This is a genomic window from Vibrio sp. OY15 (genome assembly GCF_000742455.1).
Taxonomy (GTDB): Bacteria; Pseudomonadota; Gammaproteobacteria; order Enterobacterales; family Vibrionaceae; genus Vibrio; species Vibrio alginolyticus.
In genome coordinates this window covers 1-26,081 of sequence record NZ_JPIL01000020.1, presented here as the reverse complement: position 1 = coordinate 26,081, position 26,081 = coordinate 1, and the positions used below count along the sequence as shown (strand labels likewise).

Below are 26,081 nucleotides of genomic sequence, written 5' to 3'. Positions count from 1 at the left end.
TCTTCAAAGGCTACCGTCCACAGTTCTACTTCCGTACAACTGACGTAACTGGTGACATCCAGCTACCAGACGGCGTAGAAATGGTAATGCCAGGCGACAACGTACAGATGACTGTAGAGCTAATCGCACCAATCGCAATGGACGAAGGTCTACGTTTCGCGATCCGTGAAGGTGGCCGTACAGTAGGTGCTGGTGTTGTTGCTAAGATCTTCGACTAATTCATAGCGAATTAGCGATGCTTTCGGAAAATCTTGAATTAGATTTGACGAACCAGTAGCAAAAAGGGCATCATTTGATGCCCTTTTTCTGCACTCAACATTATTTTTGCTGTTTTCTTGTTCAGAAGTGGGTTGGGCGCAGAGCAAGATTAAGCAAAGAGGCTTAATCTTAAGAAGAGTACGCTGATTTTTTCAGCGATATGGAGTTTGCCCTGCAACAGCGGGGTTGTTGTCGTCTATATTAAGACTTGTAACAGGTTGGTTTTATGAAAGCAAATAATGCTGAAACTCCTGATAGCTCAAACGCAGCAGATACGTTTAAGTGGGTAGCCGCTTTCGTATTGGCAGCTGCCGCTGTTGTGGGTAATTACCTGTATGGTGAAATGTCTGTAGTGGTTCGTGCTGCAGGCGTTGTTGTTCTTATTGCAGCTGCCTTAGGCGTTGCAGCAACAACGACTAAAGGTAAAGCAGCGATCAGTTTTGCAAAAGAATCTCGTATGGAAGTACGTAAAGTTGTTTGGCCTACTCGCCAAGAAACCATGCAAACAACACTGATCGTTTTAGCTGTAAGTATTGTAATGGCTCTAGTGCTATGGGGTATTGACGGAATTATGGTTCGTCTAGTAGCTCTAGCAACTGGGGTATAGAGGGTTTTTATTCATGAGTGAAGCTCCAAAAAAACGCTGGTATGTGGTTCAAGCCTTCTCTGGATTTGAAGGTCGTGTAGCTCAATCTCTGCGCGAGCATATCAAAATGCACGGCATGGAAGAGCTATTCGGTGAAGTACTGGTTCCTACTGAAGAAGTAGTGGAAATGCGCGCGGGTCAGCGTCGCAAATCTGAGCGTAAGTTCTTCCCAGGTTACGTCCTTGTTCAGATGATTATGAACGATGAATCATGGCACCTAGTACGCAGTGTGCCGCGTGTCATGGGCTTCATTGGTGGTACCTCAGACCGTCCGGCACCTATCACGGATAAAGAGGCTGACGCGATTCTTAATCGTCTTGAGAAAGCGAGTGAAGCGCCTCGTCCGCGTACAATGTACGAAGCGGGTGAAGTGGTACGTGTTAACGAAGGTCCATTTGCTGACTTCAACGGTACTGTTGAAGAAGTGGATTACGAGAAGAGCCGCCTGAAAGTGTCTGTATCGATCTTTGGTCGTGCGACACCAGTTGAGCTTGAATTTGGTCAGGTTGAAAAGCTGGACTAAGACTCTTCGTTAAAGAGTATAAAAAATCACCTTTTTAGGGTTGTATAAGGCGCGGATTATGACTATAATTTCGCGCCTTTTTACTTCAAGTGAAGTAAAAAGTTTCTTACACAAACGGGGAGCTGATCCGCGATTAGCGTTTGTACCCAAACTTAGGAATTATCATGGCTAAGAAAGTTGAAGCTTACATCAAGCTACAAGTTGCTGCTGGTATGGCTAACCCTAGTCCACCAGTAGGTCCTGCACTAGGTCAACACGGTGTGAACATCATGGAATTCTGTAAAGCGTTCAACGCAAAAACAGAATCTATTGAGAAAGGTCTACCAACTCCAGTAGTTATCACAGTATACAGCGACCGTTCTTTCACGTTCGTAACTAAGACTCCACCTGCTGCTGTTCTTCTTAAGAAAGCTGCTGGCGTTAAGTCTGGTTCAGGTCGTCCAAACACTGAAAAAGTTGGTACTGTAACTGACGCTCAAATCCAAGAAATCGCAGAAACTAAAGCTGCTGATATGACTGGTGCTGACATCGAAGCGATGAAGCGTTCTATCGCTGGTACTGCTCGTTCAATGGGCCTAGTGGTAGAGGGTTAATAAGATGGCAAAACTAACTAAGCGCATGCGCGTAATCCGCGAAAAAGTTGACGTAACTAAAGAATACGAAATCAACGAAGCTGTTGCTCTTCTTCAAGAACTAGCGACTGCTAAATTCGTTGAGTCTGTAGACGTTGCTGTTAACCTAGGCATTGATGCTCGTAAATCTGACCAGAACGTACGTGGTGCAACTGTACTACCTCACGGTACTGGCCGCGAAATCCGCGTTGCAGTGTTCACTCAAGGTGCTAACGCTGAAGCAGCTAAAGAAGCTGGCGCAGACATCGTAGGTATGGAAGATCTTGCTGAGCAAGTTAAGAAAGGCGAAATGAACTTTGACGTAGTTGTTGCTTCTCCAGATGCAATGCGCGTTGTAGGTCAACTAGGTACTATCCTAGGTCCTCGCGGTCTTATGCCAAACCCTAAAGTTGGTACTGTAACTCCTAACGTTGCTGAAGCAGTTAAAAACGCTAAAGCTGGTCAGGTTCGTTACCGTAACGACAAAAACGGCATCATCCACACTACTATCGGTAAAGCAAACTTCTCTGCTGAGCAGATCAAAGAGAACCTAGAAGCACTTCTAGTTGCTCTGAAGAAAGCTAAGCCATCTTCAGCGAAAGGTACTTTCCTGAAGAAAGTAAGCATCTCTACTACTATGGGTGCTGGTGTTGCTGTTGATCAGGCTAGCCTGAACACTCAAGCATAATTTATTTGCTTAGGCGCAAAATTAGTGTATAATTTTGCGCCTAATATTTGTGGTTGGGGCTGAACTTTGGTTCTTTGAACTGTCTCCTAGTTCGAAATGAATTAAGACCCAGTCTCCGTCCAAGACCGTAGGTGTTTGTGTAAAAGCAAACTTAATTATCCTACGTAGATGGTGCCCGAACTGACAGAAAGCTCTATGTAATATAGTTAACTTTCTTCTGGGGAAGCACCTCAATAGCTCTCACTGTCGTGATGATAGTGAGTGGTGTAACGACAACCAGGAGTAAATCCAAGATGGCTTTAAACCTTCAAGACAAAAAAGCAATTGTTGCTGAAGTCAACGAAGCTGCCAGTGGTGCACTTTCTGCAGTTGTAGCTGATTCTCGTGGCGTTCAAGTTGGCGCGATGACTTCTCTACGTAAACAAGCTCGTGAAGCTGGCGTTTACATGAGAGTTGTTCGTAACACTCTTGCTCGTCGTGCGGTTGAAGGTACTGAGTACGAGTGTCTAACTGACACTTTCACTGGTCCTACTCTAATCGCATTCTCTAATGAGCACCCAGGTGCTGCAGCGCGTCTTTTCAAAGACTTCGCTAAAGAGAACAAAGATTTCGAGATCAAAGCTGCTGCATTTGAAGGCGCTTTAACTGACGCTGAAGTACTAGCAACACTACCAACTTACGACGAAGCAATCGCACGCCTAATGATGTGCATGAAAGAAGCTTCGGCTGGCAAGCTGGCGCGTACTATCGCAGCTATCCGCGATCAAAAACAAGAAGCAGCGGCATAAGCCTTGCTTTTTACTGGTTGCTTAATAAACTTATTGTTGACTTAAAAGAGAATTGTTATGTCTATTACTAACGAGCAAATCCTAGACGCAGTTGCAGAAATGTCTGTAATGCAAGTTGTTGAACTAATCGAAGCAATGGAAGAGAAATTCGGTGTTTCTGCTGCTGCTGCTGTTGTAGCTGGCGGCGCTGCTGCAGGCGAAGCTGCTGCTGAGCAAACTGAATTCGACGTAATCCTAGAAGCTGCTGGCGGTAACAAAGTTGCTGTAATCAAAGCAGTACGTGGCGCAACTGGCCTAGGTCTTAAAGAAGCTAAAGCTCTAGTAGACGGCGCTCCAGCACCTCTTAAAGAAGGTGTTGAGAAAGCAGAAGCTGAAGCTCTTAAAGCTCAGCTAGAAGAAGCTGGTGCAACTGTTGCTGTTAAGTAATTATTGCATAGTTTCTTAGCCTAACGGCTAATTGGCTGGTGGTTTTTTAACCACCGGCCTTTTTGCGCTGTAGGGTATAGGCGAATTTTCCCGCTGTTTAAGCGCCTGATATCCATGCAAAAAACATTTCATTCTTACGAAATGAAATGTCACTACAGTAAACAGCTATATTAGTCACTGTCCCTTACCCCCCTTAAGTAACTAGGAGCGGGCGGACAGTTTGGGTCACTTATCAGCGAGCTGAGGAACCCCATGGTTTACTCTTATACCGAGAAAAAGCGCATCCGTAAGGACTTTGGTACTCGTCCACAAGTTTTGGACATTCCATACCTGCTATCGATCCAGCTCGATTCGTTCGACAAATTTATCGAACAGGATCCTGAAGGTCAATACGGTCTTGAAGCCGCTTTCCGTTCTGTATTCCCGATTCAGAGCTACAACGGCAATTCTGAGCTGCAATACGTTAGCTACCGTCTTGGTGAGCCAGTTTTTGACGTTAAAGAATGTCAAATCCGCGGTGTAACTTACTCAAAGCCACTACGTGTAAAACTACGCCTAGTTATCTTTGATAAAGACGCGCCAGCAGGTACTGTAAAAGACATTAAAGAACAAGAAGTCTACATGGGTGAAATTCCACTCATGACAGACAATGGTACCTTCGTAATCAACGGTACCGAGAGGGTTATCGTATCCCAGCTGCACCGAAGCCCAGGCGTGTTCTTCGACAGCGATAAGGGTAAGACCCACTCTTCAGGTAAAGTTTTATACAACGCACGTGTTATTCCTTACCGTGGTTCATGGCTTGATTTCGAGTTTGATCCTAAGGATAACTTATACGTTCGTATCGACCGCCGTCGTAAGCTACCAGCATCGATCATCCTTCGAGCACTAGGTAAGTCGACAGAAGAAATCCTAGATATCTTCTTCGAGAAAGTGAACTTCGAAGTGAAAGACCAAACTCTATTGATGGAGTTGGTTCCGGATCGTCTACGTGGTGAAACTGCGTCATTCGACATCGAAGCAAATGGTAAAGTTTACGTTGAGCAAGGTCGTCGCGTAACAGCTCGTCATATCCGCCAACTAGAAAAAGATGGTGTTGATCACATCGAAGTACCAGTTGAGTACATCGTAGGTAAAGTTGCATCAAAAGATTATATCAATGAAGCAACAGGCGAGATCATTGTTAACGCTAACCAGGAAATCAGCCTGGAAGCACTAGCGAACCTATCTCAGGCTGGCCACAAAGCGCTAGAAGTTCTATTCACGAACGATCTAGACCATGGTCCATTCATGTCAGAAACACTACGTATCGACAGCACGGTTGATCGTATTTCTGCATTGGTAGAAATCTACCGCATGATGCGCCCTGGTGAGCCGCCAACAAAAGAAGCTGCAGAAGCTCTATTCGAAAGCCTATTCTTCTCTGAAGAGCGTTACGATCTATCGACTGTTGGTCGTATGAAGTTCAACAGCTCTATCGGCCGTGAAGATGCTCAAGAGCAAGGCACACTTGATGAAACTGATATCATCGAAGTGATGAAGAAGCTGATCGCGATCCGTAACGGTAAGGGCGAAGTGGACGATATCGACCACCTAGGCAACCGTCGTATCCGTTCTGTAGGCGAAATGGCTGAGAACCAGTTCCGTGTAGGTCTAGTACGTGTTGAGCGTGCAGTTAAAGAGCGTCTAAGCCTAGGCGATCTTGACGCAATCATGCCTCAAGACTTGATCAACGCGAAGCCAATTTCTGCGGCAGTTAAAGAATTCTTTGGCTCTTCACAGCTTTCACAGTTCATGGACCAAAACAACCCGCTATCAGAAGTAACGCACAAGCGTCGTATTTCTGCATTGGGTCCTGGCGGTCTAACTCGTGAACGTGCTGGCTTCGAAGTACGTGACGTACACGTAACTCACTACGGTCGTCTATGTCCTATCGAAACGCCTGAAGGTCCAAACATCGGTCTGATCAACTCTCTATCTGCGTTTGCGCGTTGTAACGAGTACGGTTTCCTAGAGACACCATACCGTCGCGTTGTAGATGGCGTAGTAACAGACGAAGTAGATTACCTATCTGCAATCGAAGAAGGCCAATTCGTTATCGCACAGGCGAACGCTAAGCTAAACGAAGATGGTACTTTTGCAGATGAGCTGATCACAGCTCGTCAGAAAGGTGAATCTGGTCTACACCCTCGTGAGCACGCTCAGTACATGGACGTTGCGACAAACCAGGTTGTATCTATCGCTGCATCGCTTATCCCGTTCCTAGAACACGATGATGCGAACCGTGCATTGATGGGTGCGAACATGCAACGTCAGGCAGTTCCAACACTGAAAGCTGACAAACCGCTTGTTGGTACTGGTATTGAACGTAACGTAGCCGTTGACTCAGGTGTAACTGCAGTTGCTAAACGTGGTGGTGTAATCCAGTCAGTAGATGCTTCTCGTATCGTTGTTAAAGTTAACGAAGAAGAGCTAGTACCAGGTGAAGCTGGTATCGACATCTACAACCTGACTAAATACACACGTTCTAACCAGAACACATGTATTAACCAGCGCCCATGTGTGATGCCAGGTGAGCCTGTATCACGCGGTGACGTTCTTGCTGATGGTCCTTCAACAGACCTTGGTGAACTAGCGCTTGGTCAAAACATGCGTATCGCGTTCATGCCTTGGAACGGTTACAACTTCGAAGACTCGATCTTAGTATCTGAGCGCGTAGTTCAAGAAGACCGTTTCACGACTATCCACATCCAAGAACTGACTTGTGTGGCGCGTGATACTAAGCTTGGTTCTGAAGAGATCACAGCGGATATTCCAAACGTAGGTGAGTCTGCTCTGTCTAAACTAGACGAGTCAGGTATCGTTTACATCGGTGCTGAAGTTAAGGGTGGCGACATCCTAGTTGGTAAAGTTACACCTAAAGGTGAAACTCAGCTAACGCCTGAAGAGAAGCTACTACGTGCAATCTTCGGTGAAAAAGCATCTGACGTTAAAGATACTTCACTACGTGTACCTAACTCTGTATCAGGTACGATCATCGACGTTCAAGTCTTTACTCGCGATGGCGTAGAGAAAGACAAGCGTGCGCTTGAAATCGAACAGATGCAGCTTAAAGAAGCGAAGAAAGACCTAACTGAAGAATTCCAGATTCTTGAGGGCGGCCTTCTAAACCGTGTTAAAGCTGTATTGATTGAAGGCGGTTACTCTGAAGCGAAACTAGACACAACTGATCGTAAGAAGTGGCTAGAACTAACGCTAGAAGATGACGCACTACAAACTCAGCTTGAGCAACTTGCTGAGCAGTGGGATGAGCTAAAAGCCGACTTCGATAAGAAGTTCGAAACTAAGCGTCGTAAGATCACTCAAGGTGATGATTTAGCACCTGGTGTACTGAAGATCGTTAAGGTTTACCTAGCGGTTAAACGTCGCATTCAGCCTGGTGATAAGATGGCGGGTCGTCACGGTAACAAGGGTGTAATCTCTAAGATCAACCCTGTTGAAGACATGCCATACGATGAGAAAGGTCAGCCTGTAGACATCGTACTTAACCCACTGGGTGTACCTTCGCGTATGAACATCGGTCAGATCCTAGAAGTACACTTAGGTCTGGCAGCGAAAGGTATCGGTGACAAGATCAACCAGATGGTTAAAGAGCAGCAAGAACTAGCGAAATTCCGCGAGTTCCTACAAAAAGTTTACGATCTAGGCGACACTCGCCAGAAAGTAGACATTGCTTCTCTATCTGATGATGAAGTACGTACTCTGATCAAGAACTTGCGTGGCGGTCTACCAATCGCGACTCCTGTATTTGATGGCGCTCCAGAAGAGTCAATCAAAGCACTTCTTGAGCTAGCAGATCTACCAACATCAGGTCAGTTAACACTGTTTGATGGTCGCACAGGTGATGCGTTTGAGCGTCCTGTAACTGTTGGTTACATGTACATGCTGAAACTGAACCACCTTGTTGATGACAAGATGCACGCTCGTTCAACTGGTTCGTACAGCCTAGTAACTCAGCAGCCACTAGGTGGTAAAGCTCAGTTCGGTGGTCAGCGTTTCGGTGAGATGGAAGTATGGGCACTAGAAGCATACGGTGCTGCTTACACGCTACAAGAAATGCTAACGGTTAAGTCGGATGACGTTAACGGCCGTACTAAGATGTACAAGAACATCGTAGACGGCAACCACAGCATGGAACCTGGCATGCCAGAATCGTTCAACGTACTGTTGAAAGAGATCCGCTCGCTAGGTATCAACATCGAGCTAGAAGACGAAGAGTAATCCTTTTCTCTCTTGATGAAAGTCGAGAGAATCAAAGCGATTATTTGGAAGAAGGTGCTCACTTTAGCAAGTGAGCTCCTTTTAACTCCTTACAGGAGCTGATTGTGAAAGACTTATTAAACTTTCTAAAAGCACAGCATAAGACCGAAGAATTTGATGCAATCAAAATCGGTCTATCTTCACCAGACATGATCCGTTCATGGTCTTTCGGTGAAGTTAAAAAACCTGAAACGATCAACTATCGTACGTTCAAACCTGAACGCGATGGTCTGTTCTGTGCGCGTATCTTTGGTCCAGTTAAAGACTACGAATGTCTTTGTGGTAAGTACAAGCGCCTGAAGCACCGTGGTGTTATCTGTGAGAAGTGTGGTGTAGAAGTTACACAAACTAAAGTTCGTCGTGACCGTATGGGCCACATTGAACTGGCTTCACCAGTAGCTCACATCTGGTTCCTAAAATCGCTACCGTCTCGTATCGGTCTACTAATGGATATCCCTCTACGTGATATCGAACGCGTTCTGTACTTCGAAATGTACGTAGTAACAGAGCCTGGTATGACTGATCTAGAAAAAGGTCAGATGCTTACTGAAGAAGAGTATCTAGATCGTCTAGAAGAGTGGGGCGACGAGTTCACTGCTAAGATGGGTGCGGAAGCTATCAAGGACCTACTAGGTTCTATGGATATGCACGCTGAAGCAGAACAAATGCGTGAAGAGTTAGAGACAACAAACTCTGAAACTAAGCGTAAGAAAGTAACTAAGCGTCTTAAGCTGGTAGAAGCGTTCATCGCATCGGGTAACAACCCTGAGTGGATGATCCTAACTGTACTTCCAGTACTTCCGCCAGATCTACGTCCTCTAGTACCTCTAGATGGCGGTCGCTTTGCGACTTCTGATCTTAACGATCTATACCGTCGTGTGATCAACCGTAACAACCGTTTGAAGCGTCTTCTAGAGCTAGCTGCTCCGGACATCATCGTACGTAACGAAAAACGTATGCTGCAAGAGTCTGTTGATGCGCTACTAGATAACGGTCGTCGTGGTCGTGCGATCACAGGTTCTAACAAGCGTCCTCTGAAATCTCTTGCTGATATGATCAAGGGTAAACAAGGTCGTTTCCGTCAGAACCTTCTAGGTAAACGTGTAGACTACTCTGGCCGTTCTGTAATCACAGTAGGTCCATACCTTCGTCTACACCAGTGTGGTCTTCCTAAGAAGATGGCACTTGAGCTATTCAAACCATTTATCTACAGCAAGCTAGAGACTCGTGGTCTTGCGACTACAATCAAAGCTGCTAAGAAAATGGTAGAGCGTGAAGAAGCGGTCGTTTGGGATATCCTAGACGAAGTAATCCGTGAACACCCAGTACTATTGAACCGTGCACCGACACTTCACCGTCTAGGTATCCAGGCGTTCGAACCAGTACTGATCGAAGGTAAAGCGATTCAGCTACACCCACTTGTTTGTGCAGCGTACAACGCGGACTTCGATGGTGACCAAATGGCGGTTCACGTACCTCTAACTCTAGAGGCACAGCTTGAAGCTCGTACTCTGATGATGTCGACAAACAACATTCTGTCGCCAGCGTCAGGTGATCCGATCATCGTACCTTCTCAGGACGTTGTATTGGGTCTGTACTACATGACTCGTGAAAAGATCAACGTGAAAGGTGAAGGCATGTACCTTTCTGGCCCAGAAGAGGCTGAGAAAGCATACCGCACTAAACAAGCTGAGCTTCACGCACGCGTTAAAGTACGTATTACAGAAACAGTTGTAGACGAAGACGGCAACAGCACTACAGAAACCAAGATGGTAGACACCACCGTTGGTCGTGCAATGCTATGGCAAATCGTGCCAGCTGGTCTACCGTACAGCATCGTTAACCAAAAGCTAGGTAAGAAGCAAATCTCTAACCTACTTAACGAGGCGTACCGTAAACTAGGTCTGAAAGACACAGTAATCTTCGCTGACCAAATCATGTACACAGGTTTCGCATACGCGGCACTTTCTGGTGTATCTGTTGGTATCGACGATATGGTTGTACCAGCAGCTAAGTACACTGAAATCGCAGAAGCGGAAGAAGAAGTACGTGAAATCCAGGAACAGTACCAATCAGGTCTTGTTACTGCGGGCGAACGCTACAACAAAGTTATCGATATCTGGGCATCGACCAACGACCGTGTTGCGAAAGCAATGATGGAAAACCTTTCTTCTGAAACGGTAGTTAACCGTGACGGTGAAGAGGAACAGCAAGAGTCATTCAACAGCATCTATATGATGGCGGACTCGGGCGCTCGTGGTTCTGCAGCACAGATTCGTCAGCTTGCGGGTATGCGTGGTCTGATGGCGCGTCCAGATGGTTCAATCATCGAAACGCCGATCACAGCTAACTTTAAAGAAGGTCTAAACGTACTTCAGTACTTTATCTCAACGCACGGTGCTCGTAAGGGTCTTGCGGATACGGCACTGAAAACAGCGAACTCGGGTTACCTAACTCGTCGTCTAGTAGACGTTGCTCAAGACGTTGTTGTAACTGAACATGACTGTGGCACTCACGAAGGTGTCGACATGATGCCTCACATCGAGGGTGGTGATGTTAAAGTTGCACTTTCTGAGCTTGCTCTTGGTCGTGTTGTTGCTGAAGACGTACTAAAACCTGGCACTGAAGACGTTCTTATTCCACGTAACACCCTGATCGATGAGAAGTGGTGTCAAATCATGGAAGAGAACTCAGTAGACAGCATGAAAGTGCGCTCTGTAGTAACGTGTGATTCTGACTTCGGTTGTTGTGCACAATGTTACGGTCGTGACCTAGCACGTGGTCACCTAGTGAACCAAGGTGAAGCAGTGGGTGTTATTGCTGCTCAGTCTATCGGTGAGCCAGGTACACAGCTAACGATGCGTACCTTCCACATCGGTGGTGCTGCATCGACAGCAGCGGCAGAGAACAGTGTTCAAGTTAAGAACAACGGTTCTATCAAGCTACACAACGCTAAATCTGTATTGGCTGATGACGGTAAGATCGTTATCACTTCTCGTGCGACAGAGTTAACTATCGTTGATGAGTTTGGTCGTACTAAAGAGAAGCACAAACTGCCTTACGGTACGCTACTAAGCAAAGGCGATGGTGATACAGTTCAAGCTGGCGAAACAGTTGCAAACTGGGAAGCGCACACACTACCTATCATTACTGAGGTAGCAGGTCGCATCCAGTTCGTAGATATGATCGACGGCGTAACAGTATCTCGTCAAACTGATGACCTAACTGGTCTATCTTCAAGTGAAGTAACTGACCCAGCAGCTCGCCCTTCAGCAGGTAAAGATATGCGTCCAGCTATCAAACTTGTTGACGAGCAAGGTAACGATGTAATGATCCCTGGTACTGATATGCCAGCTCACTACTTCCTACCTGGTAAAGCGATTGTGAACATCGAAGATGGCGCAGCAGTAGGTGTTGGTGCAACACTAGCACGTATTCCTCAGAAGTCTGGCGGTAACAAAGATATCACCGGTGGTCTTCCACGAGTTGCTGACCTATTTGAAGCACGTAAGCCGAAAGAGCCTGCAATCCTTGCTGAGCACACAGGTACTGTGAGCTTTGGTAAAGAGACGAAAGGTAAACGTCGCCTAGTGATCACACGTGAAAGCGGTGAAGCTTACGAAGAGATGATTCCTAAGCATCGTCAGTTGAACGTATTCGAAGGTGAAAAAGTTGAACGTGGTGATGTGATCGCAGATGGTCCAGAGTCTCCACATGACATCCTACGTCTACGTGGCGTACACGCGGTAACGCAGTACATTGCTAACGAAGTACAGGAAGTTTACCGTCTACAAGGCGTTAAGATTAACGATAAGCACATTGAAACTATCGTTCGTCAGATGCTACGTAAGTGTACTATTACTCACTCTGGTGACTCTGAGTTCCTACCTGGTGAACAGATTGAGTACTCACAAGTTAAGATTGCTAACCGTAACCTAGAAGCTGAAGGCAAAGAGCCTGCACGTTTCGAACGTGAACTACTAGGTATTACTAAAGCATCTCTAGCGACTGAGTCGTTCATCTCTGCGGCATCGTTCCAGGAGACAACTCGCGTACTAACAGAAGCTGCGGTTTCTGGTAAGCGTGATGACCTACGTGGTCTGAAAGAGAACGTAATTGTTGGTCGTCTGATCCCAGCTGGTACTGGTTTCGCATACCACCAAGAGCGTCAAGCTAAACGTTCTGAAGCGCAAGATGGTCCTTCTGCTGAGCAAGCAACGGATAACCTAGCGGCACTTCTAAACGCTGGTTTCTCTTCTGAAGAGTAAGTCATATAACGAGTAATCGTTAAAAGCTTAAGAAAAAGGCACCTTCGGGTGCCTTTTTAGTTTTTTATACTACTTTGTTCTTCCGGTGGGATTTTCGATAAAGCTAGAAACAAAAAAGACCGACGATGATCGTCAGTCTTTTCTCTCACTCTATTTCTGAATGTTTGCAAATACTAAGCTCCAGGTGGCATAGACAGGCTTTCTGCGATTTGCTGTATCAGATAGTCCTCGACTTCAAAGCGAGTCTCAAGAATTTCCCCAATGAGACACATATCAGAATCGAAATCATTTAATTCATCATCTTCAGTCACTTCTGAGTACTTATCGTTAAAGTTCAATAATGGTTCAGTCGTTAGAACAATTTGACCATAGGTTTGATTGATCTCATTAGTCACGACAAAGCCGGTTGCTTTCCAACGGTCCATAACCATGTCATAAATTTTAAAGTGGCCTTCGGAGATGTAATCAACGAGGTGCTGACAGAAATCCTGCAGTTCGGAAGGAGATGGGAGTTCAATAACATTGGTTTTCGAACAAGGTTGCAGCGCTGCAAGCTTACAATATTCAACAATCAGGGATTGTCGTGTCTCTAACCAGTGATCAATGACATCACTTGAGCCACCCCACTGGTCTTGTGTTTGTTTGAATTTTCTTAGCATGACCATGCCCTCATGATCTGATCGCCCATCGGCGAACGTATCCTTTGCAAAGCAAAGTTAGTAAAGTTATTACAAACTCTTGTCCTTACTAGAATTTAGAGTGCACATTTACTTAACGATAAACTCTAGTATGAAATTAGATTGCCAGTAAAATGAACGAACTTCAAGCAAAGGGATGGTGTAATGTTAAGAAAAGGTGATGTTAACCGCGCGATAAATGCATACTGGTGTGTTGTTGCAGGAAGTGAAATTTGGCTGGTGGATGGTGCTGTGCCCTTCGGGTCTGCAGAGCAGTTATCACTGCCAGTAACGAGTGCAAGACCCATTGGTGAGTATTCTGGTTCGCCCGTCATGTGGCTTAACTTGGCCGATTTAGAGCATGATCTACCTTTAGTATCCCTGCGTGACTGCCTGCATTTTCCTGAGCCATTATTTATGTTGTTAAGTAAAGCTGTGCAATATGGGCACATGACGCAAAGTTTGCGCTTTTGTCCACAGTGCGGAGGAAGAAACTTTCTTAATAATAACCAGTTAGCCATGCAGTGTGGTGAATGTCGCACCCTTCATTATCCTAGAATATTTCCGTGTATTATCGTTGCTGTACGTAAAGAAAATCAGATCTTATTAGCCCAACATCCAAGGCATCGAAATGGTATGTATACGGTTATTGCGGGTTTTCTAGAAGTCGGTGAGACATTAGAAGAGTGCGTGGCTCGAGAAATTCATGAAGAAACGGGAATTCTCGTTAAAAATATTCGTTACTTTGGCAGCCAGCCTTGGGCTTTCCCATCCAGTATGATGATGGGGTTTTTAGCTGACTATGAATCCGGAGAGTTAAGCCCAGACTACACTGAGCTGTCTGATGCACAATGGTTTGGTATCGACGAGATGCCGCCTGTTGCGCCTAAAGGAACGATTGCAAGAGCACTTATCGAACAAACGCTGAAAGATATAGACTCTAATTGTCTGATAAATAGATAAAAAAAACCCTCCGAGAGGGAGGGGGTAAGTAAGATGTCGTTATGAGATGCTGAGTACTAAGTACTCAGTTTATAATTGTAGTTTTCGCTAGCGAACAAATTTTTAACACTGATACCGATTGGGTGCAAATTAAGCATTGATTTAAAAGTTAATAACTTGATCCAGGTTGCAAAGCACACAGCTATTGGACTTAAATCAGTGATAGAATACCCCCTTTCACAGAAAGCCTAACAGTTGGAATTACGGAATGACTGAATTAAAAAATGATCGTTATCTGCGTGCGCTTTTAAAAGAGCCGGTAGATTACACGCCAGTATGGATGATGCGCCAGGCAGGTCGTTACCTACCAGAATACAAAGCGACTCGTGCAGAAGCGGGTGATTTCATGTCTTTGTGTCGAAATGCAGAATTAGCATCCGAAGTGACACTTCAACCATTACGCCGTTTTCCTCTTGATGCCGCGATCTTATTCTCGGACATCTTAACGATTCCAGATGCAATGGGGCTTGGTTTGCGTTTTGCTGCGGGTGAAGGACCTGTTTTTGATAACCCAATTACATGCAAAGCCGACGTGGAAAAAATTGGTTTGCCAGATCCTGAAGGTGAACTGCAATACGTAATGAACGCAGTACGCCAGATCCGTAAAGACCTGAAGGGTGAAGTGCCGCTGATTGGTTTTTCTGGTAGTCCTTGGACTCTTGCGACGTATATGATCGAAGGTGGTAGCTCTAAAGCGTTTACCAAGATAAAGAAGATGATGTACGCGGAACCACAAACTCTGCACCTACTTCTAGATAAGCTGGCAGACAGCGTTATCGAGTACTTAAACGCGCAAATTAAAGCGGGTGCGCAATCGGTAATGGTATTTGACACATGGGGTGGCGTACTAACGCCTCGTGATTACAATCTGTTCTCACTGCAATACATGCACAAGATTGTAGATGGTCTGATGCGTGAAAACGACGGTCGTCGCGTGCCAGTCACACTGTTTACTAAGAATGGCGGCATGTGGCTTGAGCAAATCGCTGCAACGGGCTGTGATGCGGTTGGTCTAGACTGGACAATCAACATTGCAGACGCGAAAGCACGTATCGGTGATAAAGTGGCTCTGCAAGGTAACATGGACCCATCAATGCTTTACGCTTCACCAGAGCGTATCCGTGAAGAAGTCGCGGGTATTCTAGAAGGTTTTGGTGATGCAGGTACTGGTCATGTGTTCAACCTAGGTCACGGTATCCATTTGGATGTGCCGCCAGAAAACGCGGGCGTATTTGTGGAAGCGGTACACGAGCTATCTAAGCCGTACCACAAGTAACTTCGACTTTTTGAAATCAAATGCCGGCATTCAGTGCCGGTATTTTTTTACCTAAAATTCAGTTTTTCTATCTGAGACTCAAGGCTGTACAGCTCTAGTAGTATTTGGCCTACTATGATCTAATTACTACTCTAGCTGTACATTAGACATTAAAATTCAATATAAACAAATACTTATGACTTCGGCTTTTATGTTCTAATTTTCTTGTACAGATAAAAAAGCAATTAGATCATGGGTAACCTAAAGCATCGAGTGAACGCGTTTTTTAAGGTATGGCACGACGTCAGATTCAAACCAAGGGTTCTTCTTTAACCACAATGTATTGCGTGGAGATGGGTGAGGGAGCGGGATAAAGTCCGGTTCCCAATCTTGCCATTGCTGAACAGTTTGCGTGAGCGTCTTTGGTTTGTTGGTGAGATAGTACTGCTGCGAGTACTGACCAATTAGTAGAGTGAGCTCTATATTGGGCAGTTGCTCAAGAATCTTTTTATGCCAAGTGGGCGCACATTCTTTACGAGGCGGTAAATCACCAGAGTTCCCTTTGCCTGGATAACAGAATCCCATTGGGACAATGGCAATTTTATTTGGGTCGTAGAAAACGTCTTTGTCGATATCGAGCCATTGGCGTAATCGATCACCACTTGGGTCATTCCAAGGTATCGAGGTTTTGTGTACACGTGTGCCAGGGGCCTGACCGATGATTAGGATGCGTGCCCCTTTTGCTGCTTGTACGACAGGGTTTGCGCCCAAAGGTAAATTATCCGCGCAGATCTGGCAGGCCCTCACTTGCTGCAATAGCTCGTCTAACGACATTCTTAGTAACCCTTTTCGAAATCCACTTGATAATTTAATGAAAACCCATCGCGCCAGCGTAGATAGTTGTCAGCAAAAATCTCGATGACTTGCTCGGGAAAACTCAGCGCAGCAATGTGTGGAGTGATGGTGACTTGCGGTAGTTTCCAAAATGGATGCTCTACCGACAACGGTTCTTGCTCAAACACATCTAAGAAGGCGTGTTCTACCCAACGGTTTTTCAGAGCGAAGAGCAACCCTGCCTCATCCAGTACGTCGCCACGACCTACGTTAAACAATAACGCCTGATTTAGTTGGCTGAGCGTTTGACGATTAAGTAACTGTCGCGTCTCAGGTGTACTTGGTAGAGTATTCACAACGATGTCGGCTTGCTCAAATGCCTTACTTAGTTCATTGATATGAAAGGTCTGATGAAACTCGCCGCCTGGAGTAGGGATACCTGTGCGGTTAATACCGATAGTTTTTATCCCCATTGCTTTAGCGGCGTTGCCCAGATAGCCCCCAATGCTACCGGTACCAAGAATTACCATGGTTTTACTTTTTAATGACGTGTACAGGTGAGGCTGCCATTGTTTGTTTTGTTGCTGCTGGTGGTATCGGGCAAAGTGGCGGTAATGGGCAATACTGTAACCCAAAACATATTCAGCAATCAGTGGACCAAAGATGCCTCGAACGTTAGTTAGAGTATAGTCCTGACGAAGGCTAGGGGATGTTAAGGCGTTGACACCAGCAAACGTGGATTGCACCCATTCAAGCTGTGAAAATTCGTCTAAGCTTTGTGATAGTAAGGGTGGATCCGCTAGTACGATCTGAGCGGCTTCTGGTTGGTCGGTGAGACAAAGATCGGGCAGATTTTTCTCTGCCAGTAACGTTTTGTAGGTGTCGCGATGCTCTGAGAGCAGGAAAATCTGATTTGAATGCGGCATTAACTTTTTTCCCTGTGATGAATCAAGTACACTTTCGCTGTTTTTTCTTCAATGATTGAGTGACTATGCTTAAGAATCCTCTTCAGGTTCGTTTAGAAAAACTAGAACCTTGGCAACAAATTACCTTTATGGCGTGTCTGTGTGAACGCATGTATCCAAACTATGCGATGTTTTGTGAGAATACAGAATTTGCTGACCCGCGTGCTTACCGAGCGATTCTTGATAGTGTATGGGAAATTTTGACAGTTAAGAACGCGAAAATTAACTTCGAACGTCAATTGGAGAAGTTAGAAGAGTTGTTCCCAAGTGCGGATGAGTTCGATTTTTACGGCGTTTACCCAGCTATGGACGCGTGTCAGGGGTTGTCTACGTTACTGCATGGTCTATTGGACCGCGACTACCTTTTCGATTCAATGCTTAAAGTGAGTCAACAGTCGGTACAAACCGTTGCTGATCTAGAGCAAGCACAAGGCGCAGAGCCAATCACTAACGACAACCAGAAAGAAAACGAAGCCGTATGTGAAGAGTGGGACGTCCAGTGGGCTATCTTCCGTCCGCTGCGTGAAGCGGTAGAACGTGACATCAGCTTGATTAAAGATTTGCGTGAAGAGCTACGTGAAGAAGGTGTGAGCAACATCGGTATTGCACTTTAATTGTTGAATAAATAGAAAAAGGCATCCTAACTGGATGCCTTTTTTGTTTGTGCGTTTAAGCTGTTATACCTAATGCTGATTACGATTCTTTCGAGTCGGGTTTCGGTGGCTCTTGAGCTTCTGGCTCTTTATCCTGCTTCTCCAGCTCGTTATCTTCTTCATCGTCATCGCGGCTTTCGATTACGCCGTGCATTTCTTTCCAGCTTTCCCAGCGTTGGTAAGCCAGCTCCTGCATGTCAGTGCTTTTATCTGCTTCGTCGATGATCTCCTCGCCTACGAGGTGTTCAAAAATATCTTCCAACGTTACCAAACCTAGCACGGTACCGTATTCATCAACAACAAGTGCCAGCTGTAAGCGATGAGTCATCATCTGGTCGAATACTTTAGGTAAAGTGGTATTGTTTAGCACCACTTGAATTGGGCGCATGATTGCTCCCAACTGTTTCTGCCCACTACCTGATTGTTGTAGTTTGAACAACTCAAGGCGATGCACAAAACCAATGATGTTATCTTTCTGCTCGCTGTAAACCAATGGGCGTGAGAAAGGCGTATCTTTGTGTTTTTCTAGGAACTCATTGATGGTCATTGTGGCATCGACACGGAATACTACTGGTCGTGGCGTCATAACCTGCGTTACGGGTACATCTTGGATGCCAAGCAGGTTGCTTAAGATTTTTGATTCACCCTCGGCAAACTCACCGCTTTCACGTGCCAGAATCGCCATTGCAGACAGCTCATCACGCATCTTTGGAGCTTCGTGGTTACGAGCAAGACGCTTGGTGATTTGCTCTGAGAACCAAACAAAGGGTGTAAGCGCCCATACCATCCAACGCAATGCGACCGCGGCAGTGGGTGCCAACTGACGCCAGTAGGTCGCGCCAATCGTCTTCGGTACGATTTCTGAAAGCACTAAGATCGCCAATGTCAGCACTGCCGAAAAGATACCTAATGCTTCGCTACCAAATACAACCGCAGCTTGTGCACCAGCAGTGGCCGCGCCGATAGTGTGAGCGATGGTGTTTAAAGTCAGAATAGATGCCAGTGGTCGGTCGATATCTGATTTCAGCTTAGCCAATTGCCCAGCTGCGGGATGCCCCTGTTGATTGAGCTGCGCAATGTAGCTCGGACTGATACTCAGCAGTACCGCCTCCAGCACCGAACAGATAAACGAAATGCCGATTGCAATAGAGATATAAATGGATAACAGCAGCATAGTTGCCCTTGAATGTAGTTTGATAGTGGTTATTTGCAGCTATTATAACCGCAAAAGTGACTTATAAATTGGTCCAAATACCTTGGAAAGCAAGGGTTTTCAGGGGGTATGTGGTAACAAATTGTGAGTTATTACTCATATTATGGCTAAAAGTACGTCAGAAAATCGAAAGATCGCTTACAAACCTTTGCCAGATGGGGCATTTATGTTTTAGAGTGAGACGAATTCGATAACCTATGAGAAGGGAAACCTAATGAACAAGACCCAATTAATCGACTTTATCGCAGAGAAAGCAGACCTATCAAAAGCACAAGCAAAAGCTGCTCTTGAAGCGACTCTTGATGGTGTAACTGGCGCACTTAAAGAGGGTGACCAAGTTCAACTAATTGGTTTTGGTACATTCAAAGTAAACCACCGCGCTGCACGTACTGGTCGTAACCCTAAGACTGGTGACGAGATTCAAATCGCAGCAGCTAACGTACCAGCATTCGTAGCAGGTAAAGCGCTGAAAGAATCAGTAAACTAAGTTAGAATGCACCGAGGTATCCTGCCTCGGTGCAATTTCATGAAAAAACATCTACTCACTTCACTTCTCCTATCTAGCCTTACCCTTTTTGGCTGTTCGTCGGTTGAAACTCCTAATTTAGAACAATTCACGCATTTTTCTGGTGGTAAAGTTGCGGGAGATGCTAGCAGCTTGTACTGGATGACAGAGAAACTCACTCGTGTGAGTACGGCGGCTGATTATGTGACTATGGTGGACAATGGTTGGTTCCAGAGTGATTATCGCTGGGATGAAGGTGAGTTGCGAGAGTTGATTCGAAAAGGCGAGCAAGTTGATACCAAACAAGAGTTGGTGCCTTTTCAAATCCACATCCGTTTCAATAAAGATGGCGAAGCGGTTTACCAAAAATATCGTGTTAACCGTAAAGTCTTACCACTTCAGCATGACCAATTAGAGCGCTACAAAGCAGAAGCGAATGACGTAGTGGCATCGGTTAAGGCGCAGTCTCGTAACAATCAGAGCCTTATTCAAGGTTATTGGAATGGTCAATCGTTTGAAACCTGCAAAGGTAAGGTGTTCTCGACGCTCGAGTTTAATCAGACGTTGCCAAAATTTATTATCGAGCGTCTCTCATCGGTAGACAGTTATGTGGCTTTTGTCGGCAAGCAGTCACGAAACAAAGCAATGGTCGATGAACTGTTGATGCTCAATGACGATGACTTTGATTGTGTTTCTCGGCCAACGTTGATCTCTGAATAAACATTGCTTCGAATTCTGTCGAACAAGAACAATAAAAAAGGCGCTGAGTGCGCCTTTTGTTTTTTAGCCAACTCATGTTGTTTTTATTTTTCTTGCTCACGTGCAATTGCACGGTAGCCGATGTCGTTGCGATGGAACATGCCATCCCAACGGATCTGTTTTGCAAGCTCGTAAGCACGCTGCTGCGCTTCTGATACACTGTTGCCAAGTGCGGTTGCACAAAGAACACGACCACCGTTTGTCACGATGTCGCCATCTTTGTTATCTGTACCAGCATGGAAGACTTTTTCGCCTTCAATTTCAACTTGTGGCAGACCCGAAATAACGTCGCCTTTGTTGTACGCTGCTGGATAACCACAGGCTGCTAGCACGATACCAATCGATGCTCGTGGATCCCACTTCGATTCCGCTTGATCCAGTTTCTCGTCGATTGCCGCTAGGCACAGATCAACAAGATCCGATTCCATGCGCATCATGATAGGTTGTGTCTCAGGATCACCGAAGCGGCAGTTGTACTCGATTACTTTCGGAGTGCCGTCTTTGTCGATCATCAGACCCGCGTATAGGAAACCAGTGTAAGGGTTACCTTCAGAGGCCATGCCACGTACTGTTGGGTAAATCACTTCTTCCATGATGCGGTTGTGGATTTCCTGTGTTACCACTGGAGCTGGAGAGTATGCTCCCATGCCACCGGTGTTAGGACCAGTATCTTTGTCGCCTACGCGTTTGTGGTCTTGGCTGGTGGCCATTGGCAGAACGTTCTCACCATCCACCATCACGATGAAGCTTGCTTCTTCACCATCTAGGAACTCTTCGATAACGACACGACTACCAGCATCACCAAATGCGTTGCCTGCTAGCATGTCTTTGATTGCGTCCTCAGCTTCTTCTAGCGTCATTGCCACAATCACGCCTTTACCAGCTGCAAGGCCGTCGGCTTTCACCACGATCGGTGCACCTTGCTCACGCACGTAAGCCAGTGCAGGCTCGATTTCAGTGAAATTCGCGTAGGCACCCGTTGGAATTTGGTGACGAGCAAGGAAGTCTTTGGTAAACGCTTTAGAGCCTTCAAGTTGCGCTGCGGCTTGGGTAGGACCAAAGATTGGTAAGCCCGCTTCGCGGAACGCATCAACCACACCAATAACCAGCGGTGCTTCTGGGCCAACGATAGTCAGTTCAATCGCCTTCTCTTTGGCGAAAGCAACAAGGCCAGCGATGTCTTCTACATCGATGTTTACGTTCTCTAGTTTTGGCTCTAGTGCTGTACCTGCGTTGCCTGGAGCAATGAAAATAGTCTCAACATTTGGGTTTTGCGCTGCTTTCCAGCCTAGCGCATGTTCACGACCGCCTGAACCAATGATTAAAACTCGCATATGAAAATCCTTAATCTTATAAATACCGTTTGCTCAAACTCAGATATTTCGCAAAGACCTGAGTATGGCCTCTCTAATTCAATGGGACGAGGACAAGGCGACAAGTGAACTTATTCCTATGAGCATAGTATGCTATGTGATTAGGATAAGTGAACGCCGTCAACGCAGTTATCGTCCCAGTGAAGACGAGAGGATTAGTGGCGGAAGTGACGCATACCGGTAAAGATCATCGCCATGCCGTGTTCGTCTGCCGCTGCGATAACTTCGTCATCACGCATAGAACCACCTGGTTGGATCACACACTTGATGCCCGCTTCTGCAGCCGCGTCGATACCGTCACGGAATGGGAAGAATGCATCTGATGCCATTACACAACCTTCAACCTGTAGACCTTCGTCTGCAGCTTTGATGCCTGCGATTTTCGCAGAGTAAACGCGGCTCATTTGGCCAGCACCTACACCGATAGTCATGTCGCCTTTCGAGTAAACGATTGCGTTAGATTTCACGTATTTCGCTACTTTCCAGCAGAATAGGGCATCTTTCAGCTCTTCTTCTGTTGGCTGGCGCTTAGAAACCACTTTTAGATCGTCTAGGCTTACCATGCCTTGGTCACGGTCTTGAACCAGTAGACCGCCATTCACCCGTTTCACGTCAAAGCCAGTTGTCTTCGTTGTCCATTCGCCACATTCAAGTAGACGCACGTTCTTCTTCGCTGCAACCACTTCAATCGCTTCAGCAGAAACGGAAGGAGCGATGATGACCTCAACGAATTGACGTTCAACAATAGCGGTTGCTGTTTCAGCATCTAGCTCTTGGTTGAATGCAATGATGCCGCCGAACGCTGATGTTGGGTCAGTTTGGTAAGCGCGGTTGTATGCTTCTAGAATGTCTTTACCCAGCGCTACACCACATGGGTTCGCGTGTTTTACGATCACACATGCTGGCTCGTTGAACTCTTTCACACACTCAAGTGCGGCGTCCGTGTCTGCGATGTTGTTGTAAGAAAGGGCTTTACCTTGGATTTGGCGAGCAGTAGAAACGGATGCTTCTTGTGGGTTTGCTTCAACGTAGAATGCGGCTGCTTGGTGGCTGTTCTCACCGTAGCGCATGTCTTGTTTCTTCTCGAACTGTTGGTTGAAAGTACGTGGGAATTTAGACTCTTCATCACCTTCTTTGTTCTCACCGTAAGATGGAACCATAGTGCCGAAGTAGTTTGCGATCATGCCATCGTAAGCGGCAGTGTGTTCAAAAGCAGCGATGGCAAGGTCGAAGCGAGTTTCGAGAGTGAGAGATTTGTCGTTTGCGTCCATCTCTGCAATTACGCGGCCGTAATCACCTGCGTTAACAACGATAGTCACGTCTTTGTGGTTTTTCGCTGCAGAACGAACCATGGTTGGGCCGCCGATATCGATGTTTTCAACCGCGTCGGCTAGTGTACAGCCTTCTTTGGCAACGGTTTCTGCGAATGGGTATAGGTTTACGACAACCATATCGATAGGGTTGATGCCGTGCTTTTCCATCACGTCATCATCTTGGCCACGACGACCAAGCACACCACCGTGAACTTTTGGGTGAAGCGTTTTAACGCGGCCGTCCATCATTTCTGGGAAACCAGTGTAGTCAGAGACTTCGGTTACGGCGATGCCTTGTTCGGCAAGTAGGCGAGCTGTACCACCAGTAGATAGGATATCGACACCGCGCTCAGCAAGAGCTTGCGCAAACTCAACAATACCTGTTTTGTCTGATACGCTGATAAGCGCACGGCGAATAGGACGAGCGTTATTCATGCTTCCATTTTCCTCAAATTCACGGAGTTAAAGATGTTTGCCAAAAATGAACTTGTTTTTACCTCTTGGGGTAAAATATTGGCCAGTTTTGGTAAAGACCTTTGCAGGGTGTTTTCTGGTTAGAAAACAGTCTCCACATTTGATGGCGCGTATTCTAACCAATTTATTACAAAAAAGCTCGCGCAATCGTTTGGCATCTCAAAAATAATTGCAAAAAAGTCGTTCTTTAGCTTTAAAAGTAACGAGATAGTTAATAGGGAAAGTTATGTTTCAGATAGGTGAACTGGCAAAACGTTGTGGTGTGACTGCCGATACATTGCGTTTCTACGAGAAAAACGCGCTAATAAAACCCGCAGGACGAAGTGAGTCAGGCTACCGCTTGTATGATGAAGAGAATCAAAAGCAGGTGCACTTTATCCTCAAAGGTAAAGATCTTGGCTTGAGTCTGGATGAAATTAAAGACCTGTTAGAAATTAAGTTAGAAGCGACAGAACACAGCTGTGCAGAGGTAAAAGCCATTACTTCTGCTAAGTTAGAGCTGATTGATGGGAAAATTAACGAGCTGACGAAAATTCGCCGAGCTTTGAAGAAGATTAATGATGCTTGTTGTGGTCATACAGACGATGACGCCACACATTGCTCTATCCTTGCAGCACTTGAGTAGTCTCATTCTTGAATCACTTAACTTAAGTTTGCATTTTTGGTGACTTGCTTTTCTAGGTACACGCTGCTTTCCCACCTATAATCTTGCCTTTAGTTATTTGTAGGAATCGACCATTGTCTGATTCCTACCGTAACGCTGTATGTAGATACGAGAGTTTTCATACATGGTTGGAGTCTATTTTCAAATCAATGACTGGGTTTTGAGCGTGGATGAAAATAAGCTGTATCGACAAGATAGGGAAGTTACTGTTGAGCCACGCTTAATTAATCTTTTGCACTTCTTAGCGGAGCATGCGAATGAGGTGTTCAACCGCGAGGAATTGATTCAGTACGTTTGGGCTGGAGCGATTGTGACCGATCAAGTGGTGACTCAATCCATCTTTGAGTTGCGTAAGCTACTGCGTGACGGTCGAGAGGAAAATACCAACTACGTTATCACGGTGCCCAAGCGTGGCTATAAGCTGGTAGCGAACGTGGTTACTATGACGCATGAAGAGTTTGTCACAAGTCGGCAAAATGAAGAGATCCCACCTTCGGTTGAAGAATCGGAAGAGGATTGTCTACCTATAGCACCAGCCGTTACCTTTCCTGCCGGTCCTCTAACTCGCGCGGTCTGCGAGATGTCAAAAGAGAAAAAAGCCCCTCAGAGCAAAAACAAAATCAGTCCTTGGCGATTGGGAATTATGAACTTCATCTGGATCAGTATGTTGGTCGTAGTGATGGGCGTGTTTACCTACAAGCAGTCGGAAGTGCGTATTACCCAAGCCATCGATACCCATCTTATTGAGTTCAAGTTTCAAGATAATTTTACGAATGAAGGGTTAAGCTACGATTTGGCAGACGGATTCGCCCAAAAGTTGATGTCCGACATTGCTCAAGTCAGTGATTACCGAGTCATGCTAAAGAAGGCGTCGTTTACTTCTGGCATTGTGCCTGGTAAATCGGTTGTGGTGAGAGTTCGTGAGAATGACGGTGGCAGCTTTTTAGAGGTGGAATATCGCAATAACTCATCTGAAAAAGTGTTGTTTAGTCGTCAATACGCGTTAACCAGTAGTCATTTAAAGACAGTGCTTCAACAAGCGTCGTTGGATTTGATGCAAGTGCTGAAAGTGTCGGATGCCAGATTGAAATCTACGATGCTGGTGGCGGGAATGCCAATGAATCCCGACGCGTTGGAGTTGTTTGTTCAGGCTAACCATTACCTTAATGTCTCTGATACTAAACAATTCCGCCAAGGTATCGACTTGATGGAAAACATTTTAGAAATCGAGCCGGATAATGCTTACGTTCAAGCTGAGTTGTTGATTGCTTACCATGTACAAAAGGCACTTGATTTCTCACAGGAGTTGAAGAAAGGGCGAATGCAGCAGCTCAGTGAAGCACTAGAGACTAATGTGAAAATGATGGTGGGGCCAATTCAACCGCGAATTTATGAAGCTTTAGCACTGCACGAAACCATCATTGGTGACATGGCGTTAGCCAAGCGGCATCTCGGACAGGCATTGAGGTTACGTGATTCAGTGCTTTCCTATGTGATTCGCGGTAAGCACGCCGAATTGGATGGTGATCTGGATTTAGCCAGTGAGTCTTACAGTGAAGCTTTCTATATTGATACGTCGGTTGAGACGTACCTGCTGTGCGAAAACTTGGTCTTCCCAAGTAACATGAAGGCGATTGATTACGCCATGTATCGCGCCGTTCACCCTTCTGTCGTTCGAATGCTTTAATTCTCTCGGACTCAACGTCAGCCTAATGCTAGCCCCTCATTTCGATGAGGGGCTTTTTTGTCGCTGTCGAAAAGTGAAAAGGGTGGGGCGGTGGGGCAATGACTTACGAAGGAGCTAACAACGCAAGCTTGCAACGGGAATACATACCCGCTTTGCTTCTCTATCTCTATCTCTATCTC

The 26,081-nt window shown here is 45.8% G+C and carries 21 protein-coding genes and 1 pseudogene; 16 read left to right on the top strand and 6 right to left on the bottom strand.

The genetic code is table 11. The annotated features are described in order from the left end of the window. The 9 genes and pseudogenes from tuf to rpoC all read left to right on the top strand — a co-directional run. Positions 1-218: pseudogene (gene tuf / locus IJ23_RS19775) on the top strand (elongation factor Tu); the annotation flags it as partial. Between the two features lie 266 nt (positions 219-484). After that, positions 485-865: a preprotein translocase subunit SecE gene (secE, locus tag IJ23_RS19770; RefSeq protein ID WP_005384680.1), complete on the top strand. Its 381-nt coding sequence runs from the start codon at positions 485-487 to the stop codon at positions 863-865. Positions 866-878: 13 nt separating this feature from the next. Beyond that, complete coding sequence (nusG, locus tag IJ23_RS19765; RefSeq protein WP_005384681.1) at positions 879-1,427, top strand: transcription termination/antitermination protein NusG; 549 nt, start codon at positions 879-881, stop codon at positions 1,425-1,427. A 164-nt stretch (positions 1,428-1,591) separates the two neighbouring features. Continuing rightward, a complete protein-coding gene (gene rplK, locus IJ23_RS19760) occupies positions 1,592-2,020 on the top strand; it encodes a 50S ribosomal protein L11 (RefSeq protein WP_005384682.1) in 429 nt (142 codons plus the stop codon). A gap of 4 nt (positions 2,021-2,024) precedes the next feature. Further along, on the top strand, positions 2,025-2,726 hold the full coding sequence (gene rplA / locus IJ23_RS19755; protein ID WP_005384683.1) for a 50S ribosomal protein L1: 702 nt from the start codon (positions 2,025-2,027) through the stop codon (positions 2,724-2,726). 293 nt (positions 2,727-3,019) lie between these two features. After that, positions 3,020-3,514: a 50S ribosomal protein L10 gene (gene rplJ, locus IJ23_RS19750; protein ID WP_005382538.1), complete on the top strand. Its 495-nt coding sequence runs from the start codon at positions 3,020-3,022 to the stop codon at positions 3,512-3,514. A 57-nt stretch (positions 3,515-3,571) separates the two neighbouring features. Next, positions 3,572-3,940 carry a 50S ribosomal protein L7/L12 gene (rplL, locus tag IJ23_RS19745; RefSeq protein ID WP_005382540.1) on the top strand — a complete coding sequence of 123 codons (369 nt, stop codon included), beginning with the start codon at positions 3,572-3,574 and terminating at the stop codon, positions 3,938-3,940. A gap of 252 nt (positions 3,941-4,192) precedes the next feature. Further along, positions 4,193-8,221 (top strand): DNA-directed RNA polymerase subunit beta, encoded by a 4,029-nt coding sequence (rpoB, locus tag IJ23_RS19740; RefSeq protein WP_005384685.1) that lies wholly within the window; start codon positions 4,193-4,195, stop codon positions 8,219-8,221. Positions 8,222-8,325: 104 nt separating this feature from the next. After that, complete coding sequence (gene rpoC / locus IJ23_RS19735) at positions 8,326-12,528, top strand: DNA-directed RNA polymerase subunit beta' (RefSeq protein WP_005382514.1); 4,203 nt, start codon at positions 8,326-8,328, stop codon at positions 12,526-12,528. 173 nt (positions 12,529-12,701) lie between these two features. Here rpoC and IJ23_RS19730 read toward each other — a convergent pair whose 3' ends face one another. Further along, a complete protein-coding gene (locus tag IJ23_RS19730) occupies positions 12,702-13,193 on the bottom strand; it encodes an Rsd/AlgQ family anti-sigma factor (RefSeq protein WP_005382515.1) in 492 nt (163 codons plus the stop codon). Positions 13,194-13,370: 177 nt separating this feature from the next. Between IJ23_RS19730 and nudC the strand changes: the two genes are divergently transcribed. Both nudC and hemE read left to right on the top strand, forming a co-directional pair. Continuing rightward, entirely contained in the window at positions 13,371-14,168 is a 798-nt protein-coding gene (nudC, locus tag IJ23_RS19725) for an NAD(+) diphosphatase (RefSeq protein ID WP_005382516.1), read from the top strand. A 247-nt stretch (positions 14,169-14,415) separates the two neighbouring features. After that, positions 14,416-15,483: a uroporphyrinogen decarboxylase gene (gene hemE / locus IJ23_RS19720; RefSeq protein WP_033907151.1), complete on the top strand. Its 1,068-nt coding sequence runs from the start codon at positions 14,416-14,418 to the stop codon at positions 15,481-15,483. Between the two features lie 240 nt (positions 15,484-15,723). Here hemE and IJ23_RS19715 read toward each other — a convergent pair whose 3' ends face one another. Beyond that, positions 15,724-16,296 (bottom strand): uracil-DNA glycosylase family protein, encoded by a 573-nt coding sequence (locus tag IJ23_RS19715; protein WP_005382518.1) that lies wholly within the window; start codon positions 16,294-16,296, stop codon positions 15,724-15,726. A gap of 2 nt (positions 16,297-16,298) precedes the next feature. Then, positions 16,299-17,222 carry a D-2-hydroxyacid dehydrogenase gene (locus tag IJ23_RS19710; protein ID WP_005382519.1) on the bottom strand — a complete coding sequence of 308 codons (924 nt, stop codon included), beginning with the start codon at positions 17,220-17,222 and terminating at the stop codon, positions 16,299-16,301. Positions 17,223-17,287: 65 nt separating this feature from the next. On the opposite strand from IJ23_RS19710, the gene IJ23_RS19705 reads away from it, so the two are divergent. Further along, complete coding sequence (locus IJ23_RS19705; protein WP_005382520.1) at positions 17,288-17,875, top strand: YjaG family protein; 588 nt, start codon at positions 17,288-17,290, stop codon at positions 17,873-17,875. A gap of 79 nt (positions 17,876-17,954) precedes the next feature. On the opposite strand, the gene IJ23_RS19700 is transcribed toward IJ23_RS19705, so the two are convergent. After that, a complete protein-coding gene (locus IJ23_RS19700; RefSeq protein WP_033907150.1) occupies positions 17,955-19,088 on the bottom strand; it encodes a hemolysin family protein in 1,134 nt (377 codons plus the stop codon). Positions 19,089-19,341: 253 nt separating this feature from the next. Here IJ23_RS19700 and hupA point away from each other — a divergent pair, with 253 nt between their 5' ends. Both hupA and IJ23_RS19690 read left to right on the top strand, forming a co-directional pair. Continuing rightward, positions 19,342-19,614, top strand: coding sequence for a nucleoid-associated protein HU-alpha (hupA, locus tag IJ23_RS19695; protein ID WP_005382524.1), 273 nt, complete (start codon positions 19,342-19,344; stop codon positions 19,612-19,614). A 39-nt stretch (positions 19,615-19,653) separates the two neighbouring features. Then, positions 19,654-20,352, top strand: a complete 699-nt coding sequence (locus IJ23_RS19690; RefSeq protein WP_033907149.1) for a DUF1481 domain-containing protein — start codon at positions 19,654-19,656, stop codon at positions 20,350-20,352. Positions 20,353-20,435: 83 nt separating this feature from the next. Here the strand turns inward: IJ23_RS19690 and purD are convergent, their stop codons facing one another. Together purD and purH are read right to left on the bottom strand one after the other, a co-directional pair. Then, complete coding sequence (gene purD, locus IJ23_RS19685) at positions 20,436-21,725, bottom strand: phosphoribosylamine--glycine ligase (RefSeq protein WP_033907148.1); 1,290 nt, start codon at positions 21,723-21,725, stop codon at positions 20,436-20,438. Positions 21,726-21,919: 194 nt separating this feature from the next. Next, positions 21,920-23,512 (bottom strand): bifunctional phosphoribosylaminoimidazolecarboxamide formyltransferase/IMP cyclohydrolase, encoded by a 1,593-nt coding sequence (gene purH, locus IJ23_RS19680; RefSeq protein WP_033907147.1) that lies wholly within the window; start codon positions 23,510-23,512, stop codon positions 21,920-21,922. A 265-nt stretch (positions 23,513-23,777) separates the two neighbouring features. Between purH and zntR the strand changes: the two genes are divergently transcribed. Then, the gene (gene zntR, locus IJ23_RS19675; RefSeq protein ID WP_005382529.1) at positions 23,778-24,176 is read left to right on the top strand and encodes a Zn(2+)-responsive transcriptional regulator; all 399 of its coding nucleotides are present in this window, start codon (positions 23,778-23,780) and stop codon (positions 24,174-24,176) included. Positions 24,177-24,339: 163 nt separating this feature from the next. Then, positions 24,340-25,902 carry a lysine decarboxylation/transport transcriptional activator CadC gene (cadC, locus tag IJ23_RS19670; RefSeq protein WP_033907146.1) on the top strand — a complete coding sequence of 521 codons (1,563 nt, stop codon included), beginning with the start codon at positions 24,340-24,342 and terminating at the stop codon, positions 25,900-25,902. The last annotated feature ends 179 nt before the right edge of the window (positions 25,903-26,081 follow it).